Origin of the sequence: Pantoea sp. USHLN256, from assembly GCF_037149875.1 — a bacterium.
GTDB lineage: Bacteria > Pseudomonadota > Gammaproteobacteria > Enterobacterales > Enterobacteriaceae > Pantoea > Pantoea nemavictus.
Genome location: NZ_JBBCQO010000002.1, coordinates 579,758 through 596,439 on the forward strand (window position 1 = coordinate 579,758; position 16,682 = coordinate 596,439).

The 16,682-nt window shown below is 50.7% G+C and carries 17 protein-coding genes and 2 pseudogenes; 7 read left to right on the top strand and 12 right to left on the bottom strand.

Annotated elements, in window-relative coordinates; all coding sequences use genetic code 11:
* Positions 1–11: 11 nt before the first annotated feature.
* Both WFL93_RS07575 and WFL93_RS24270 read right to left on the bottom strand, forming a co-directional pair.
* Positions 12–293: a hypothetical protein gene (locus tag WFL93_RS07575; RefSeq protein WP_336777728.1), complete on the bottom strand. Its 282-nt coding sequence runs from the start codon at positions 291–293 to the stop codon at positions 12–14.
* 431 nt (positions 294–724) lie between these two features.
* A pseudogene (locus WFL93_RS24270) lies at positions 725–889 on the bottom strand (GNAT family N-acetyltransferase); the annotation flags it as partial.
* Between WFL93_RS24270 and WFL93_RS07580 the strand changes: the two are divergent.
* The 6 genes from WFL93_RS07580 (at position 854) to WFL93_RS07605 (ending at position 6,263) form a co-directional block, all read left to right on the top strand.
* Positions 854–1,297: a hypothetical protein gene (locus WFL93_RS07580; RefSeq protein WP_442955886.1), complete on the top strand. Its 444-nt coding sequence runs from the start codon at positions 854–856 to the stop codon at positions 1,295–1,297. The pseudogene WFL93_RS24270 and the gene WFL93_RS07580 sit on opposite strands and share 36 nt — an antisense overlap.
* Positions 1,298–1,695: 398 nt before the next feature.
* Positions 1,696–3,108, top strand: a complete 1,413-nt coding sequence (locus WFL93_RS07585) for a hypothetical protein (RefSeq protein WP_336777730.1) — start codon at positions 1,696–1,698, stop codon at positions 3,106–3,108.
* A 556-nt stretch (positions 3,109–3,664) separates the two neighbouring features.
* On the top strand, positions 3,665–4,234 hold the full coding sequence (locus WFL93_RS07590) for a hypothetical protein (RefSeq protein ID WP_336777731.1): 570 nt from the start codon (positions 3,665–3,667) through the stop codon (positions 4,232–4,234).
* A gap of 428 nt (positions 4,235–4,662) precedes the next feature.
* Complete coding sequence (chaB, locus tag WFL93_RS07595; protein ID WP_336777732.1) at positions 4,663–4,896, top strand: putative cation transport regulator ChaB; 234 nt, start codon at positions 4,663–4,665, stop codon at positions 4,894–4,896.
* A gap of 78 nt (positions 4,897–4,974) precedes the next feature.
* Positions 4,975–5,451: a DUF2243 domain-containing protein gene (locus tag WFL93_RS07600; RefSeq protein WP_336777733.1), complete on the top strand. Its 477-nt coding sequence runs from the start codon at positions 4,975–4,977 to the stop codon at positions 5,449–5,451.
* A complete protein-coding gene (locus tag WFL93_RS07605) occupies positions 5,448–6,263 on the top strand; it encodes a cytochrome c oxidase assembly protein (protein ID WP_336777968.1) in 816 nt (271 codons plus the stop codon). The genes WFL93_RS07600 and WFL93_RS07605 overlap by 4 nt, the downstream gene beginning before the upstream one ends.
* Positions 6,264–6,267: 4 nt before the next feature.
* Here WFL93_RS07605 and WFL93_RS07610 read toward each other — a convergent pair whose 3' ends face one another.
* The 10 genes and pseudogenes from WFL93_RS07610 to WFL93_RS07655 all read right to left on the bottom strand — a co-directional run bounded on the left by WFL93_RS07610 (position 6,268) and on the right by WFL93_RS07655 (position 16,008).
* A complete protein-coding gene (locus tag WFL93_RS07610; protein WP_336777734.1) occupies positions 6,268–7,434 on the bottom strand; it encodes a glycosyltransferase family 4 protein in 1,167 nt (388 codons plus the stop codon).
* A 650-nt stretch (positions 7,435–8,084) separates the two neighbouring features.
* Complete coding sequence (locus WFL93_RS07615) at positions 8,085–8,825, bottom strand: SDR family oxidoreductase (RefSeq protein WP_007885064.1); 741 nt, start codon at positions 8,823–8,825, stop codon at positions 8,085–8,087.
* On the bottom strand, positions 8,818–9,975 hold the full coding sequence (locus WFL93_RS07620; protein ID WP_336777735.1) for an alkene reductase: 1,158 nt from the start codon (positions 9,973–9,975) through the stop codon (positions 8,818–8,820). Before WFL93_RS07620 ends, WFL93_RS07615 begins: the two co-directional genes overlap by 8 nt.
* A gap of 211 nt (positions 9,976–10,186) precedes the next feature.
* Complete coding sequence (gene bhsA, locus WFL93_RS07625; RefSeq protein WP_007885066.1) at positions 10,187–10,447, bottom strand: multiple stress resistance protein BhsA; 261 nt, start codon at positions 10,445–10,447, stop codon at positions 10,187–10,189.
* 93 nt (positions 10,448–10,540) lie between these two features.
* Complete coding sequence (locus WFL93_RS07630; RefSeq protein WP_007885067.1) at positions 10,541–11,296, bottom strand: alpha/beta hydrolase; 756 nt, start codon at positions 11,294–11,296, stop codon at positions 10,541–10,543.
* A 91-nt stretch (positions 11,297–11,387) separates the two neighbouring features.
* Positions 11,388–12,068 carry a type 1 glutamine amidotransferase domain-containing protein gene (locus WFL93_RS07635; RefSeq protein WP_176971830.1) on the bottom strand — a complete coding sequence of 227 codons (681 nt, stop codon included), beginning with the start codon at positions 12,066–12,068 and terminating at the stop codon, positions 11,388–11,390.
* Positions 12,069–12,392: 324 nt separating this feature from the next.
* Positions 12,393–13,808 carry an NAD-dependent succinate-semialdehyde dehydrogenase gene (locus tag WFL93_RS07640; RefSeq protein WP_336777736.1) on the bottom strand — a complete coding sequence of 472 codons (1,416 nt, stop codon included), beginning with the start codon at positions 13,806–13,808 and terminating at the stop codon, positions 12,393–12,395.
* Between the two features lie 97 nt (positions 13,809–13,905).
* Positions 13,906–14,715: a helix-turn-helix transcriptional regulator gene (locus WFL93_RS07645; protein ID WP_336777737.1), complete on the bottom strand. Its 810-nt coding sequence runs from the start codon at positions 14,713–14,715 to the stop codon at positions 13,906–13,908.
* A gap of 224 nt (positions 14,716–14,939) precedes the next feature.
* A pseudogene (locus tag WFL93_RS07650) lies at positions 14,940–15,078 on the bottom strand (ASCH domain-containing protein); the annotation flags it as partial.
* Positions 15,079–15,114: 36 nt separating this feature from the next.
* A complete protein-coding gene (locus WFL93_RS07655) occupies positions 15,115–16,008 on the bottom strand; it encodes an ABC transporter six-transmembrane domain-containing protein (RefSeq protein ID WP_007885072.1) in 894 nt (297 codons plus the stop codon).
* 94 nt (positions 16,009–16,102) lie between these two features.
* On the opposite strand from WFL93_RS07655, the gene WFL93_RS07660 reads away from it, so the two are divergent.
* Positions 16,103–16,675, top strand: a complete 573-nt coding sequence (locus WFL93_RS07660) for a TetR/AcrR family transcriptional regulator (RefSeq protein ID WP_336777738.1) — start codon at positions 16,103–16,105, stop codon at positions 16,673–16,675.
* The last annotated feature ends 7 nt before the right edge of the window (positions 16,676–16,682 follow it).

Here is a 16,682-nt window from a genome sequence, read left to right on the forward strand (position 1 = left end):
GCCCAGAAAGATCAGCCTGCTTCGCCGCGCAGCCGGTAACGATAATGTTTAAGGACTACGTGTGTCACAATCTGACCGTACACAAAGCCGCCCAGCCCGGCCAGAAGCACTGTGCCGACAATACCGAAAAAATACGATCCTGCGTAGCCAAAGGCCCCGCAGACGGCGAGGCCCGCCCAGGTCTGCCAATGGCGGAATGCTGCTTTATATGCGCTACGCCACCGTCTTCCGCGCTCCCACAGGTTTAGGCCGGCCAGTTCGGGAATGCTTTTTAGGGTCCAGTAGATTTTCATGTGTTCTCCTTGCACAATCTGCATAAATGATAATAATTATCAACTCCATGTCAAATTTTTAGCCCCCCCTTCCCCATTCTTGCCCCTTAATTCCATCACCCACAGCCGCAATCTTTGAAGACGAGATGGAAGCTAATATGTGGGCGATTTACCTGATTGCGATTCAAATTGCCCCCCGACGAACAGCAAGGTAGGAAGTTCACATAATCAAAACAAAGAAGTAATGGTGAAAATACGGAGTTCAGCAGATACCTAAATTTAGCACCGCTCACTGCCTGACCTTTTCTATTGCCATCGGACCTACGCCAATTTTCCCGAAACGCATACTTATGCTGTGCGGCGAAGCTTGCCGAAGAGCATGAGAGGGAAACAGTTTTAGAAGGAATGACAGTTGTGTGGCAGAAGCGGACATCGATGGGAATTGCTGTTAATTAAGCGCCACGAGATTTTTCTAATTTGATGTCAGTGCCATTGAGATCTGTTTCATTAACCCAACCAAGCTGCATATAAAATTTCGCCGCGCGACTATTCTTATCGGTTTCCAACCAGGCAATCTCATGATGTTGGAACAACTCCTGCTCGGCGAGCATAATGATAATGACGAATTTGTTTCCTATTTTCTCTCTCCATATCTGGAGTACCTGGCAGGCAATGGAATATACGACGTCCGGACAGAAGACCTGACGGGAAAGGTTTTTCTGTTTCAACTCGGTGGTCCTCTTTCGCTAAGCGTCCTTGAGAAAGCTACCAGTGAATCATTAAGAGATATCCGGTTCATCTGGCATCGCACTGCCCGCATCTTCGGTAGTGATCTTCCCGTCGAGGGCACCGAAGTGAGGATTTTTCGCCTAGGTGTGGCCGGCACGCTTGCTTATGAGGTTCATGGTCGTGCAGAAGATGCTGAACAGGTTTACAAGGCGCTGATGGAAGCAGGACAGGAGTTCAGTATCGTCCAGCCACGTAAGTGGCTTTTCTATGAAGTCTTAAACGAGACTGCTGAGTGATACCATTTTCCCATTCTCTTCTTCTCTAATGTCCGTTCCTCGCTCATAGCGGACCTTAGGCTGACATGTCCGCTTCGTGCCAAAAGCGCAAGTAGCTTACAACAGTCGGTGTCAATCATCGGGGAGCAGGTCAAGCAACGCCCACACATATTAAGTATTTTACATCCATATAAATAGTCAGATGGTTAGTTCAACCAAGTCATGAACTCCACGGTAGATGTGGATATGAGATTTAATGGGCTGGGAGTCGCTCTACTGCTTATTGGCAGCCATCCGCCTAAATCGGCTGAAAGTAACCTCTCATACCAATGATATTTTTAGTCATATCAAGTCAGACTAATAATTTCCCCCCTGTTGCCGATACCATTAGTCCTCAGTCAATATATGAAGGAACATGTATGTACTTCGTTCGACCTGCAGTTCGCCCGCTTATTTTTCTGTCGCTCTTCCCTCTTGCTTTCTCTCAGGCTGCTGAAAAGCCCACATTGACAGGCGGCGGTACGAATCCCTTATCCATAGTCAGAATTCACGATCGTGTGAATTATATGGTGTCTCTGAACTTCAGCAACGGAAAGACAGCTCAGCAATGGCGTTCTGTTGACTGTAAACAGGGGAAGGCACAGCTTCTGTACATGGATTTATTGAATGACCAGGGCTATACCTCCACGCGCTCATACGGCAACAGCTATCTGCGATATGCACCGGCACAGGATGATAAGCAAATGACACCGGAGGATATCCGTACGGTTTGTCAGCTCCCCATAAAAGAGGTCAGGTGGGAGAAGTTATCCGCCACGTCAGAGTTTGGCATCACCAATCTGGTCGATGTGAATAGCATTCAGCGCAATGGGGACAACTTATCCGTGCGCATGGGGTATGACATGGCAGATATCGTCTGGGAGCCGCCTTACGACGCGCCGCTGGTATTAAAGATTGAACACTACATATACAACTGCAAGACCCATCAGGGTAAGGCTGTTACAGCGATGAACTTTGACAGCGAGGGGCGCGTGACGGACTCACTCATAACAGCTGACATTGTTCGCCGCCAAAGTAGCTTTGAAATCACCTCTCAGATGACGCAGCGCTTCGGGGAGTTCTGCGATTTACCCTCCGGGAAACAATTTACTGCCGAAGGGCATTTTGTGCCTGCCGCGAATAAGCGGGCGTCAACGGTGATGGGGCCATCAATGCCCGACCTGAGCAATAATAATCCGCAGTGGCTGAAAAAATATCCTCTTACTGCTGCCATTGAGCATCAGGCTCAGTCATTGATTAAACCCTGGGCGCTTCCACGCTTCAAACAGGTTGGTTATACCGAAGTCAGCGCGCTCGCTAAGGTCGCCGTGCAGTTGGATGCGCAACCCGATGGTTACGTACGCAAGCTGGAAGATTACGGTATCTGGACGGTGCAACGGGTAACGCTGGCCAATCTGCTACAACTTAAATACACCATGTCCATTAGCTCTGGGGCATCGTTGCTCAATAAATTACAGACGGATCTGCGCTTCCCGCTAGTCACAGGGCAACGTTATCAGGCGCAGTGGGAAAGTATTGACGCCGATAAGAAAGTCACGGCTTCCACATTACGATGTGAAGTGACAAACGAGGGCGATGCAAATACCCTTTCGCCAGTGTTCGGCGGGAAATATCTGTTAGTTGAGTGCAGTGCAACCAATGAGGGACAAGTGTCCAGCAGTGACAAACTCGCCTGGATCCAGGAGCTTAATATCTTCGTTCCAATCGCTATGCAGGTCGGTGATAAGCCTGAAACCCCGGTGAAACTGGAAAATGTCAGTGTGATCCGTTAATTAGCAGGCAGGCAAGCTGATTAACGCTTTGTGCCTGCCATATCCCTTTAATTTCTGTGAATGGAATCAGGCAGCGAACAGCTTACCTAGGGTTTTTATTCTATCATTTTCAATGATTTATTTAGCGGAGCGTGCTCTCGTCAATAATGTGACGAGCGGCAATTTCAAATACAACCCGTCCCAAAGCTATGCATGGAACGTCTCTGTAGCGTCCAAACGGGAACCTTCTAATGAAAGAAAGGTGTCCGCAGAGGACCTTATTTTATGGCGGGATTGCCAGCCATCATGATGAATAAAAGAATTACTTACTTTTATATAAATTAGATGAACCAACCCGATTCCAGACGAGCTAGTTCATATTTCCGGCTACTGCAGAGTCTTTAAGGTGTGATGAGCTTCGGCATTCCGCACAAAGCAGACTTTCCAGCCAACTGACTCGACTGTTCTTTGCCAAAAGCGGACGTTAAAAATTATGTAGATACAGTTAATTTACAAGTTAAAATAGCCGTGCACGGTAATGCTGTTATCATCTTTTGGTAGATACAAAAATATAATCATGAATAAAAGTTATTATTTCGAAAGTAAATATAAAAAATGGTCCATTACAGCCGTGGTATGCATCATTATGGGTGGATGGTTCTGGTATATGTTGTGGGCATCAAGCATCTCCCATAATACCATTTTAATAAAATCGGTGCCTGAATGGACAACGTATATTTCTTTTGGTGTATTGATTGGAAGCTTCTCTTTTATTCACGCTTTTTATCTTCGCACTTTTAACAAAACAATAAAGTATCTTTGCAATGCATTCTTTGGCGGTTTTTGCCTGGGATTTGTATTGAGCTTAAACTGTTACGATGTCTATGTTTATCTCTTCCCAGACAAAATAATTGGCTATAAATCTGAATATGAGGTTGTCTTCCCAGGACCATCGAGGGGCAAGCATGGGCATTGTGAAGCAGGGATCTGGTTAAAAGATCAGAACACCGCCAGATGGATACAGCTTTGTACAAATAAAGAATTTCTACGCAGCCACCGTAAGCAAGGAATGACAGGAGTATGGGTATCAGCTCGTGTTAATAAAATTGGAACCTACATCGTTAAATACGAATTCATTTATATGTAAATGAAATAATCTGAATATATTACAATCGCTAAGGTCGCCATTTTTCTGTGTCTGTGAAAATGAATAATAGCCAACGTCCGCTTCTCGTTCACAGCGGACGTTGAGCCCGATAATGGCAGATTTTTTCAATCTGCAGATATTTATTAATAAGAATGAGCAGAACTAATTATATGCACATGTCGCTCATTATTGACTGGAAGCAAACCATAGGGTCAGCAGACTAAAACGCAGTGAATTTTTAGTTATTGCTCATATCGGTACATCATCAGCATTACTCTTTGAACAGCTATGATTGTTACGTGCCGGATGATCAAACTCCCTCAGCTCTGGAAACCAGGCCCCACAACATTGACCTCAATCGCATACATGGACTTTGAAAATTTTCACAAGTGAACCAGGCTTAAGTCTCTAATCAGAGGAAGCCATAGATGCCCTATAAATCCCGAAACTCCCTGCCAGATAGCGTCAGACATGTTCTTCCTGCACATGCGCAGGATATTTACCTTGCGGCTTTTAACAGCGCGTGGGATGAGTATAAAGATAAAAAAGACCGTAAGGATGACAGCTCGCGGGAAGAAGTGTCACATAAAGTGGCCTGGGCTGCGGTCAAGCATACGTACGAAAAAGGCAACGACGATAAATGGCATAAAAAGAAATCCTGAGCAGGCCCTCGGTTCCATGCCCGGCTGGTACAACCCAGTCTGAGTTCACCTGTAAAGCCCCCCTTCATGGAGACTGATTTGTCATTAACCAACCGGACTCAATATCGCGACCTTAAACGTTCTTTCCTCTCTGCCGTTCCGCTGGGTATTGGTGTGATGGCATCAGTGGATGAGATCATATTTCATCAGCTGCTGGCCTGGCATCACTTCTTTGACTGGGGCACTCCCGCTTATGGTCTATTTTCCGATGGGTTACTACATTCTGCCGAACTCATCGCCTTTGTAGCGGGCGCCTTCATGATGCTTAACCTTATCCGTCACCAGAGCCTGTGCAGACTGTCTGCATGGTCCGGTTTCTTTACGGGTCTGGGAGGTTTTCAGATTTTCGACGGCATTGTCGACCACAAGCTACTCAGACTTCATCAGATACGGTATGTGGATGATTTGTTGACCTACGATTTGGTGTGGAATGGCGCGGGACTGCTGATGCTGTTAGTTGGCTGGCTTCTGTACCGACGTGCACGAAGAACGGAGGGTGCCCCTTGGAGGAGATGATCCATCATGGCCCACCCCCGGGTTCCTCTGTGCTGGTCTTGTTGCTTACCCTCTTCCTACTGTGTCTGCTATGCCTCTATGCCATAGCCGCCTTTCGCAGGCGTGAGGCATCAGGATGGAGCGGATGGCGCATGGCGAGTTTCACTGCGGGTATCATGCTAATTGTGATAGCCGTGTTGCCGCCAATCGCGCCCTGGGCACATCATGATCTGCGCGGTCATATGTTTCAGCACCTGTTGCTGGGGATGTTTGGTCCACTCGGATTAGTGTTCGGTGCACCCGGCACGCTGCTAATCCTAAGTCTGACGAAATCGGGTGCACACCGGTTCATGAATATTATGCGGTTGCCACCGATCAGACTGCTTATTCATCCCGTCACCGCAGCCATTCTGGATATCGGCGGAATGTATCTGCTTTACCTCACGCCTTTATTTGGTCTGAGCATGTCCCATCCGGTTTTATTTGTACTAATGCATCTGCATTTTGTTCTGTCTGGCTATTTGTTTACCTGGTCCATTGCCGGGCCCGATCCGGCACCTCATCGTCCCTCAAGAAGTTTGCGACTGGTGGTCGTTTTTCTGGCAACAGCGGCGCATGCTGTTCTTGGCAAATTGATGTACGGATACGGATATCCACAGGGGATGTCTGGCAGCCTCGATGAGGCGCAGTCTGCGGCACAATGGATGTACTACGGCGGTGATCTGGCTGAACTCTTGCTGGTGACAGGTTTCTTTGCGGCCTGGTTCAGGCAGCGCAGTGTATTGCCTGTTTTCATGGCAACCAGAGTTGCGCGTGCGCGCAATGAAGAGTGACGTTTTACTTCTTTTTTTCTGGGTCAAAATCCCTATATATCGCACTGAGCCGCTCTCTGAACACCACCGGGTCGTGCTCCCGACGGATGCGCGCGACAGACTCTTTAGAACGATCTTTGACGGCTTTTCTGTCGCTGATGATCTGCAAAATGTGGGCTTTCAGCTGACTAACGATGGCGCTTCTCAGTACCGTTTTGTCGCTGAGCGCTCCTACCGTCAGCTCCGACATACTGTTCAGGGGGCAGCGGATAAGCCAGCCGGCATTTTCCGGATTGATTTCCGGCAGGGCTCTGACGTTAGTTGTAATCACCGGGCAGCCGCAGGCCTGCATTTCCAGAACGGAAAAACCGTAGGTCTCCTGCCAGGTGGGAAGTAGCCCAACGTCAGAGGTCTTAATCAGCTCCAGCACCGCGTCGTTGCTGAGCGATGTATGGTGCCGGAATATCGGGCATTCACGTAGCGTGTTCTCTATACTTGCCCGAAAAGCGGCATCGTCCTGGAATTGCTGGTGGGCCACGTTATGCGTCCTGCCAGGATCCCCCACCATATTTACGCGCACGTCGTTCATGCTTATCATGTTTTCCCTTAACAGCTGGCTGACGGCCAGAACAACTTCTGCCCCTCCCTTGCGATAGAACTCCTTACCCACGAAGATAAAAGTCAGCGGACCTTCCTGAACCGTAGCGTTTTTTTCCTGTATCACCGGCTGCGGGGGGTGCAGTACGTGCAGTTTAGGCCCGATGATGGCCTGCTCTCTGGGGAAATGCTCCAGCAGCCGCAGCTGGATTTGCCGTGTGGCTTCTGAGATAGCGATGATGCCTTTGCAGCGCGAAGAGCAAACATACCGGAGTTCGCGCGCCAGCTCGGGGTTGTCAAATTTCAGTATTCCGCCGACGGGCAGAACACGAGGCAGTTCGGTTTCAAAGGTCGCTACCCAGTCGCCAGGGCCCGAAGAGACTTCGTTGAAAAGGTGGATAATGTCCGCATCAACTGAAGACATCAGGGGCAGCGGGCGGAAAATAAAGAGTTTATTTTGGTGCAGCAAGCGCTGCCTTATGACGTTGATCCAGGTCCATATGTTTCTGGACCGGTAATCCAGATAGCGATGTGAAGGGACTGTGATGATGTTTCTCTTTTCCGGGTAGCCCTTCCCCCCCACGATAATCTTCATCCTTCCCCCTGCTGGCGAGTGTGAAAAAAATCAGTTTCAGAATTAATCAACAACCATTGAGTTTGTAAGGACGTGCAAGTGCTTGCGCGTTTTAAAAGCGGACGTGGCGTTGAGTAATGAACAAGACGTCCAAGGCCCCTCCACGCTGTTTCGAGAAGGTGCGCGGAGTCAGGTGCAGGGCTGCACATAAATGGCGCTGGCTGACATACCGATATGCTTAATTATGCGCGGGCCCACCAGAGAAAGGCGTGTAACTGCAGGCATTTACTGACATTCCGGAAAACTTCGGGAGAGAAAGTACCACCGAAAATTTAAAATTCAGGTGGCTATATCGACTGCCATTAATGCCTGAAAACCCGGATCGGCCGGAGCACCCAAATCCAATGCTGCTATTTAGATTACGAGTGCCCTCGGTGCTACGGGCTGGAAGGCCAGGCATGTGGTAATGATTGGACCAGGAAGGGTATTGACGGACTGATTGCCCGCAAGGCGATAAACCCCGATTTCTCCTTCAGCAGGGATATGCCAATGTTTCTGTACCTGATGGCAAAAATACTCTGTCAGGTATCCTGACAGCTTATCTCCTGACGCTGCGGCCCAGATGCTGGGCCGGCTGAACAATTAGCTGCAGCGCAGCCATCGTGAAGCGGTCAGAACTCCTGACGAGTCGGGCGAAGCACGATTTCATTAATGTCTACATCCGCAGGCTGTTCAATCGCAAACGCAATGGCCCGCGCTACCGACGAGGCAGGGATAGCCTGTTTGTAGAACGCCAGAACATTTTCGGCGGCCGTGCCGGTCGTGGAGTATTTTAAATCACTCTCCACCGCACCGGGTTCAATACAGGTGACGCGGATGTTGCCGCCTATCTCCTGACGCAGACCATCCGATATGGCTCTGACCGCAAATTTCGTTCCGGAGTACACCGTGCCTCCAGGCGCAAAGACTTTGATGCCCGCCACTGAACTCAGGTTAATGATATGTCCACTCTCCTGAGCCTGAAAGCGCGGCAGCGCAGCGGCGATACCATAAAGTGTCCCTTTCAGGTTGACGTCGATCATGGCATCCCATTCGTCAGTATTCACTTCAGACATAGGGCGGATCGGCATCAGACCCGCGTTATTAATCAGCACGTCCAGCTGGCCAAAATCGCTGACCACCTCTGCGACGACGGCTTCAAACTGGTGCTTATCGGTAACATCCAGCTGATAACCGCGGGCGACATGACCGCCGTCGGTAATCTCCTGTACAACCTGATCCGTTTTTGACTGTCTGCGTGCCGCAACGGCGATTTTTGCGCCCCGCATCGCCAGCAGTCGAGCAACTTCAGCACCAATTCCCGAATTACCACCGGTGATAAGAATGACTTTGCCTTCGATACCGTTATTCATGGGTATTCTCCTTCATTGCTGACGTTGCGGGTGGGTAAACTGGATAATCAGTAAAACCTTCCTCAGAACCACCGTAGAGACGGGCGGCATTTAGCGCGTTAAGCGGCCAGCCGTTGGCAATCCGTGCCGGTAAGTCAGGGTTCGCCACAAAGGGTCTGCCAAACGCAATCAGATCGGCATAATTGCTGCGGATCATTTTTTCTGCACGCTCTGCCGTGTAACGTCCGGCATAAATGATGCGGCCACTGAACACACGGCGTATCTCACGTCGGAAGGCCTCTGGCATATCCGGTGCGTTGTCCCAGTCCGCTTCAGCAATTGAAACGTAGGCAACACCTGCGCTTTCGAGGACTTTCACCGCTTCCACGTAGGTCGTATGCGGATCGCTCTCCACCAGACCGATATAAACGCGATCTTCGTCGGTACTGGTAAATAACGGGGTGAATCGCACACCGAGGCGATTGGCACCGACAGCCGCGCTGACAGCTTGCACAATTTCACGCAGGAACCGCAGACGGTTTTCGAGTGAGCCGCCGTAAGCATCCTGACGATGATTGGCATGTTCAGAAATAAACTGGTTCACCAGGTAGCCGTTGGCCGCATGGATTTCCACGCCATCAAAGCCGGCACGAATCGCGTTTCTGGCAGCCTGAACGTAAAGCTCCACCAGTTCCTGAATGTCCGCGATTCCCAGTTCACGCGGCGCGGAGGGTGAAACGAGAGTTCCGGTCCCTGGCCCAGTTTCAATAAATGCCTTAACTTTTTCAGCCTGAATGGCCGACGGTGCCAGCGGTGCGCCATTTTCAGGCTGCAGTGACGTATGGGAAACGCGGCCAACGTGCCAGAGCTGGGCGAATATCACACCTCCGCTGGCGTGCACGGCATCCGTGACTTTTTGCCATCCCTCAATCTGCGCTTCGCTGTAAATGCCCGGTGTCCAGGCATAACCCTGACCGCGCGGTTCAATCTGAGTTCCTTCGCTGACCATAAAGCCCGCGCTGGCACGTTGCTGATAATATTCTGCCATCAGGCCGGTTGGCAGATCGCCAGGCTGGCCGCTGCGCTGGCGCGTCAGTGGAGGGAATACAATCCGGTTTTTCAGGGTATAGGGCCCGAGGTTTATCGGATGAAACAGCGCTTCATGTTGCATTTCTATTCTCCAGTATCTCTGCAAAAAATCACATTAGACCGGTCGACTAGTATTAACGTAACCCTAGGCCGATCGGCTATATTCATCTCTTCAATCAACCAACAATGAGATCAGTCGACTAGTAAATACATCCGGAAATTTCCCCGTGATGAAGATTTTCAGCTCAGGTGATATAGCCCACCCGCTAGATTCCAACACTGATACCTCATGCTTACTTGTAAATTTCCGCCGTGCCGTAAAGATAATTGCGACCGCCGGCAGAAACCACGCGATAGGATCCGGCACCTTCGGCTGTCGCTTTCGCATCGAGTCGGTTTATCAGTTCACTCAGATTGCTTCCGGCAGCCGAGGCTGAGATAACGCCGATACGTTGCTCGCCAGCAGGTTGATCCTGAACCTGATTAGCGGCAAATGCAGGTAATGAAGCGGTAGAGATGGCGAACAGTGCAACAGCTTTAGTCATGATTTTCATGATATTTTCCTTTCAGTCAGTAAAGTGATTTGAGTAGTAGAGAGAATTTTTGGCCGGGACCGCTTAGTGGCTCCGGCGTTAAGTTACGAACATTTAGTGCGACAAACTCTGTGCTGCCTTTTCAATCACGGCCGCAATCTTACCGGGCTGTGAGGCATAAATTGCGTGGTTACCTTTCAGTTCGGTCACCTTGCTGCCGGCACGCTCGGCCATAAAACGTTCCAGCTGCGGGTTGATGGCGCGGTCTTCCGTCGCTACCACAGCCCAGCTCGGCTTATGCTTCCACGCCGGTTCGCCAGCTGTCGCACTGAAGGCCGCCACCGCGGGCATGACCTGAGACTGTGCCAGCAGCGCGGTCTCTTTTTCCGGCAGATCGGCGGCAAAGTCCGCGTGGAACGACTCAGGTTTCAGATAGAGGAAATGATCGTCCGTTTCAGCAATCGAATGCGCGGCGGGCGGGTATTTTTTTGCCAGGCTCAGCAGCGAGTCCCCTTTTTCCGGCTGCATCGCTGCGATGTAGACCAGCCCTGCCACCGACGGGTCATTACCCGCATCGCTGATAATCATGCCGCCGTAGCTGTGTCCGACCAGCAGCGTTTTGCCGCTCTGCATTTTCAGTACGCGTTTTGTTGCGGCCACGTCGTCTGCCAGGGAGGTTTGCGGCTCCTGAACAATCGACACCTTGTAGCCCTCTTTATGCAGAATGCGGGCGATCGGGTTCCAGCCGGAGCCATCAACGAAAGCCCCGTGGACCAGAACGATATTTTTAACCGGCTCGGCCAGCGATGACTGAGCATAGACAGACAGAACCAGGCTTAAAGCGGCTGAAGCGACAGTTTTTTTGAACATTTTTTATCTCTCTTTCATAAACAGGTTGAGTTTGCTGTACCGGGTGCTGAGAGAGTTGCTGGGCAATCCCCCGCAGCCGGCCGGAGTCATATCACTGTGCCAGCTGTTTGATCAGCTGCGCTGCGGTTGCTGCTGATGAGGTCGGGTTCTGACCGGTGATCAAAAGACCATCAGTAACCACATATGAGCTCCAGTCCGCGCCTTTGGAATAAATACCGCCCTTCGCAATCAGCTCATCTTCGACCAGGAATGGCACCACGTGGGTCAGGCCTACCGCCTCTTCTTCCGTGTTAGTGAAGCCAGTGACCTTGCGTCCTTCGACCAGCGGTCTGCCTTCCGGCGTTTTCACGTGACGCAGTACGCCAGGTGCATGGCAGACGAACGCCACGTTTTTTGAAGCGGCAAAGAAAGATTCAATCAGCGCGATGGAGTCCTTATCTTCCGCCAGGTCCCACAGCGGACCGTGGCCACCCGGATAAAACACGGTGTCGAAATCGGCCTGAGAGACACTGTCGAGGCGGACGGTGGTCGCCAGCTGCGCCATGGCGTCAGTATCAGCTTCAAAGCGGTGCGTAAGCTCGGTCTGGAAGTCCGGCTCATTGCTTTTTGGATCCAGCGGTGGGTTACCCCCCTTCGGTGAGGCCAGCACGATTTCCGCACCGGCGTCCTTAAAGGCGTAGTAAGGAGCGGCCAGCTCTTCGAGCCAGAAGCCGGTTTTACGGCCGGTGTTGCCCAGCGTGTCGTGTGAGGTCAGTACCATTAAAACTTTCATTGTCATTCTCCAGTATGTCGATTAGTGATATTAAATTAGACCAGTCGTCTATTAACTTGCTGCATTTCCTGTCCTGGTGCTGACGGTTGCTTTGCTTAAACCTGATGGCTATGCAATTGCCCCGATTTTAAGCAACCTCGTTTGCCCTGACAGTTGCCGTGAAACCAAACTAACATCAATTAGACCGGTCGTCTACAAAGATTGTATGTCATGTTCAGAATTATTTTTAAAACAACTAGGACGCAGAACGGCTTCGGTATTTTCACAGTCACATCAAACCATTGCGCAAGCCGGTTCTACAGAAGAAACGTCATTGTTGCAGACTCAGTCCAGCTCTTTTGCCCAGACAGCCTGCGCATTCGTGAATTCGCGCAACCCGAAGTGGGACAGCTCACGGCCGTAACCACTTTTTTTCACGCCACCGACAGGAATGCGGGCGTTAGTGGCAGAAAAACCGTTAATGAACACGCCGCCCGTTTCCAGACGCCGGGCCATCCGCTGTCCACGCTGAATATCCGCCGTCCAGAGGTTACCACCCAGACCGTAGTCGCTGGTGTTTGCCAGTTCAATGGCGTGCTCAGCATTATCCGCAACCGTGATAGCCGCAACGGGACCAAAGGTTTCCTCGTCAAAAGCGGCCATACCCGGTACCACGTTACCCAGCACCGTAGGCGCGTAGAAATTACCGCTTCCTTCCAGTTTGTGTCCGCCCAGCAGGAGCGTTGCCCCGTCTTCCAGCGTACGCTCAACCTGATGATGAAGCTCATCGCGCAGATCCTTTCTGGCCATTGGGCCAACGCGGGTCTGAGGATCCATCGGATCACCCACTTTCAGCTGGCTAACCGCAGCGATAAATTTTTGCGTAAACGCCTCCGCAATGGGCGCTTCCAGGATAAACCGTTTTGCCGCCAGGCAGACCTGACCTGCGTTCTGGAAGCGGGCTTCAACGGCGGCACGCACTGCCTGATCGATATCCGCATCAGCAAGAACAATAAAAGCATCTGAACCGCCCAGCTCAAGCAGACTCTTTTTCAGCGCTCTGCCCGCAATAGCCGCTACGGCAGATCCTGCTCGCATGCTTCCCGTCAGGGTTACTGCGGCGACACGGTCATCTTCAATGACGCGCGCCACCGTATCATTGTCCGTCACCAGGTTGGCAAACAGGCCAGCAGGAAAACCTGCGCTTTCATAAGCATCCTGCAGGGCATAGGCCGATCCCATGACGTTAGGAGCATGCTTGAGAATAAAGCCGTTGCCCGAGAGCATGATGGGGCCGGATGCGCGGATAACCTGCCACAGCGGGAAGTTCCACGGCATCACCGCCAGGATTGATCCCACCGGTAAATAGGAGACATACACCTGGTCGCCGTTATCGACGGACACCGGTTCGTCAGCCAGCACTGATGGGCCGTTGTCTGCAATCCAGTCTAAAGTGGCCGCGCATTTCTCGACTTCCGCGCGGGCTGCTGAGAAGGTTTTGCCCATCTCAGCAGTGATCAACCCGGCCAGTAAATCAGTGCGTTCGCGCAGAATCTGCGACAGACGGCGGTAAGCCGTAACACGTTCGCGTAAAGGGGTGGCGCGCCACAGGCGAAACGCGGCCGCATTCTGTTCCAGCAGCGCTTCCACTTCTTCAGTGGTCTGGTAGGCATAATTAGCAATGAATTCATCGGTCGCCGGATTGCGTGATACCGCAAAGGTGATGTCAGATGAAACTGGATTAGCAGATTGAGATGTCATTTTGAAGCCTCCTGAGTGATGGGTGCAGCATGATTGTGCTGCCTGAAATCCATCTTAAGTGCGCCCAAAAATCTCAGGAAGGCGTGTTGTTATCCTATTACTGATGGTCACTGGCAACATGTCTGGGAATGTAGGTTACCAGTGAAAGATCGGGTCTGCCCTCTGGCGTCAGAGCGACATAGGTGAATTCAATGTGTCCTGAGGTGGGATGTGCCAGCCTTTTACTCCCCTCACTCATGCCCTGTACGTCGGTATCCTGCCACCACTCCCGAAATTCAGGTGACTGCTCGCTCAGTTCATCGATCAGGGCGTCGAAATGCGCTTTATTCTGCGCCCGCGCCCGCGATGCCCGGAATACGGAAATCATTCCGCGCGCCATCTGCTCCCAGTCCAGAATCAGCGTCCGATAAGGCTGGTAGAGAAACAGCAGGCGCAGTGTATTTCGTTCGTGCGGCTGCAATGAACTGTAATCAATGAAAAGGTCGGCGATGGCGTCATTCCACGCCAGAATATCCAGACGCGCATTGCGCACGTATGCAGGGATTGGATTGATGGCGCGAACCAGCATGTCGAGCCCATCGCTGACACCCATATCCACCTGACGCGGTTCCGGCTCCTCACGCGGTGAAAGGGCAAAAAGATGCGATGACTCTACGCGGTTAAGTCTGAGCACCTTTGCAATACGCTGCAGCGCTTCAGAGGAAGGCTTGATTTCACGGCCCTGTTCCAGCCAGGTGTACCAGCTGACGCTCACACCAGCCAGCATGGCTACTTCTTCACGGCGTAATCCCGGCGTGCGGCGGGTGCCCTTTGGCATGCCGAACTCTTCTGGGTCCAATCTCGCCCGGCGACTGAGAAGAAATGCACCCAGCTCGCGACGCTGCTCCTGAGTGGTCTTTTTGACCATGATGCTAAGCCCCTGAATAAGAATGTTTCGACAGCTATTTTTATATCAGCAGTTAACAGAAAAAAAGGTTTTCCTTAAATTTTCAACTCAGCAGAGAGACTCGCTCTGCTGAGAGAATTAACTGACTGCCATGCTGTTTAAAATGGGTGACACCATACAGGATGGTAATTATTAAAAAATGGCTGTAGCAACACTGCCAGGATTTTATTTATCAATTAGTTGAATTATAGCGCTTCAATAACCTCATATTCTTCTGCAACTAGCTCCATATCTTCAGAGTAAAAACCTGCTCTGGTAAAAAGCTTTATGCTCTGCTCTCCAGTATTCAAGGCTCAAATTCCTTTCACCTTCTTTACGCGCATAACGTGCTAATTGAATATTGCGTTAATAGTCCGCGCTTCAGATAAGATCGGTATTCACTCGTTTACCTATATCTTTAAGCTGCGAATATTTTTCAAGCAACTGTGGCGCATCGTCAAGGCTCATCGCGAACATCCAGAGATAGGTCATGACGGAGTAAATGTGACCAGCGTCGGTCCCGCCTCGGAGTGCCATAGTGAAAATAGTCATAGCAAATAACAACGCGGTGACCGCCCCGATAGAAAGATATCCCATCGCTTCACGATCTGACAGGCGGATACGCAGCCCCGCAATTACCCGATAATGCCTGCTCAAAGAGGCAACCGGGGCACTGCTGACAAAGCCCACTTCTTTTTCCAGTCGGTCATTAAGCCGGTAAAAAAGCGCCTCATTTTTACGCGTATATCCGGGCAGGAAAAACGAAAAGAATAGCAATACGGCCAAACAGGCGATCCCGGACCAAAATTCAATCGCGAGCAGCATGAATGCCGCCCCGGTAATTGAAGCCAGGGAGGTAATCAATACCGGCAGATGTTTTTCAAAGAAGTCGACGAATTCTCTTGAAAGCGCAACGCGGGCGGCGATCGTGGAGTGGCTATGATTTTCCCGACGCTGGGCAAGAATAACCGGCACTGCCAGTTCGGCGTATATCCTTGCGAATGTGCGCGTATCCAGGCTGCGCCGGGCGGCACCAATCACCCACATGGTAAAAACCATTAGCGCATAAAATACTGCATGCCATGCCTTACCGGCGACGATTGCATTTATGGCAAAGCCGGCCAGCAGTGGATAGAGCAGATAGGTCAGGTTTTCGGCGATAACGAGCATGAGGGTAAAGAAAAGCTTTTTGCTATGACGGCGTCCAAGTCGTTTAAGCGTTTGTACCGCGCTGCCGGTTACCTTGACCGGATCAGTAATATCATGCGTTTGCATAGGTCCATTTTCTGTTAATATTAATTTGAGCATGTGCTCAAATTTAGAATCGCAGTCTATTTGAGCAACTGCTCAAAGTCAACGGAGCCATGCCATGAAAGAAATAAAGGAAGCGCTTAAAGCACGTATATTGGACGGCGCTGCTTTGCTATTCGCAGAGAAAGGTATTGAGAATGTCTCAACGCGCGAACTGACCGAGCGGCTCTCAATCTCCCGCAGCCATATCTATTATTATTTCAGCGACTGGCAGACGCTATGTATAGAAGCTCTGACAAGATATATGCAGAATGAGCTGGATACTTTTTCACGATCCATAGAATCCATATCACCCACCGAAAAACTGATTACGGTTATTGAAAATTATCTACCGGATGCCCCTGACGCCGCCTGGCAGCTTTACGGTTCTCTGTGGCAAATGGCGGGACGCGATAGCGCATTTGCTGAACTGGCAGAACTGTTACTTCAAAAGTGGACGATTTTCATCACCGAGATCGTTGAGCAAGGTATCGCCGCTGGCATTTACCGACCTGTTGAAACCGCGCGTTTTACCCGGCAACTTGGCGCTTTGCTTAACGGATATGCCGATAGCCTCACAATAAACCATAGCCCGGCAAAGCACCGCGAAGCTGTCGAAGATATACAAGCGTTTATTCAACTCACTCTTTAGGATTCTT

Excerpts from the sequence above, each read along its gene's own strand:
- WFL93_RS07645 (WP_336777737.1), bottom strand. The coding sequence starts at position 14,715 with ATGGTCAAAAAGACCACTCAGGAGCAGCGTCGCGAGCTGGGTGCATTT.
- WFL93_RS07620 (WP_336777735.1), bottom strand. The coding sequence starts at position 9,975 with ATGCAACATGAAGCGCTGTTTCATCCGATAAACCTCGGGCCCTATACC.
- WFL93_RS07610 (WP_336777734.1), bottom strand. The coding sequence starts at position 7,434 with ATGAAGATTATCGTGGGGGGGAAGGGCTACCCGGAAAAGAGAAACATC.
- WFL93_RS07630 (WP_007885067.1), bottom strand. The coding sequence starts at position 11,296 with ATGTTCAAAAAAACTGTCGCTTCAGCCGCTTTAAGCCTGGTTCTGTCT.
- WFL93_RS07655 (WP_007885072.1), bottom strand. The coding sequence starts at position 16,008 with ATGCAAACGCATGATATTACTGATCCGGTCAAGGTAACCGGCAGCGCG.
- WFL93_RS07585 (WP_336777730.1), top strand. The coding sequence starts at position 1,696 with ATGTACTTCGTTCGACCTGCAGTTCGCCCGCTTATTTTTCTGTCGCTC.
- WFL93_RS07575 (WP_336777728.1), bottom strand. The coding sequence starts at position 293 with ATGAAAATCTACTGGACCCTAAAAAGCATTCCCGAACTGGCCGGCCTA.
- WFL93_RS07605 (WP_336777968.1), top strand. The coding sequence starts at position 5,448 with ATGATCCATCATGGCCCACCCCCGGGTTCCTCTGTGCTGGTCTTGTTG.
- WFL93_RS07615 (WP_007885064.1), bottom strand. The coding sequence starts at position 8,825 with ATGAATAACGGTATCGAAGGCAAAGTCATTCTTATCACCGGTGGTAAT.
- WFL93_RS07590 (WP_336777731.1), top strand. The coding sequence starts at position 3,665 with ATGAATAAAAGTTATTATTTCGAAAGTAAATATAAAAAATGGTCCATT.
- WFL93_RS07635 (WP_176971830.1), bottom strand. The coding sequence starts at position 12,068 with ATGAAAGTTTTAATGGTACTGACCTCACACGACACGCTGGGCAACACC.
- WFL93_RS07580 (WP_442955886.1), top strand. The coding sequence starts at position 854 with ATGTTGGAACAACTCCTGCTCGGCGAGCATAATGATAATGACGAATTT.
- chaB (WP_336777732.1), top strand. The coding sequence starts at position 4,663 with ATGCCCTATAAATCCCGAAACTCCCTGCCAGATAGCGTCAGACATGTT.
- WFL93_RS07660 (WP_336777738.1), top strand. The coding sequence starts at position 16,103 with ATGAAAGAAATAAAGGAAGCGCTTAAAGCACGTATATTGGACGGCGCT.
- bhsA (WP_007885066.1), bottom strand. The coding sequence starts at position 10,447 with ATGAAAATCATGACTAAAGCTGTTGCACTGTTCGCCATCTCTACCGCT.
- WFL93_RS07640 (WP_336777736.1), bottom strand. The coding sequence starts at position 13,808 with ATGACATCTCAATCTGCTAATCCAGTTTCATCTGACATCACCTTTGCG.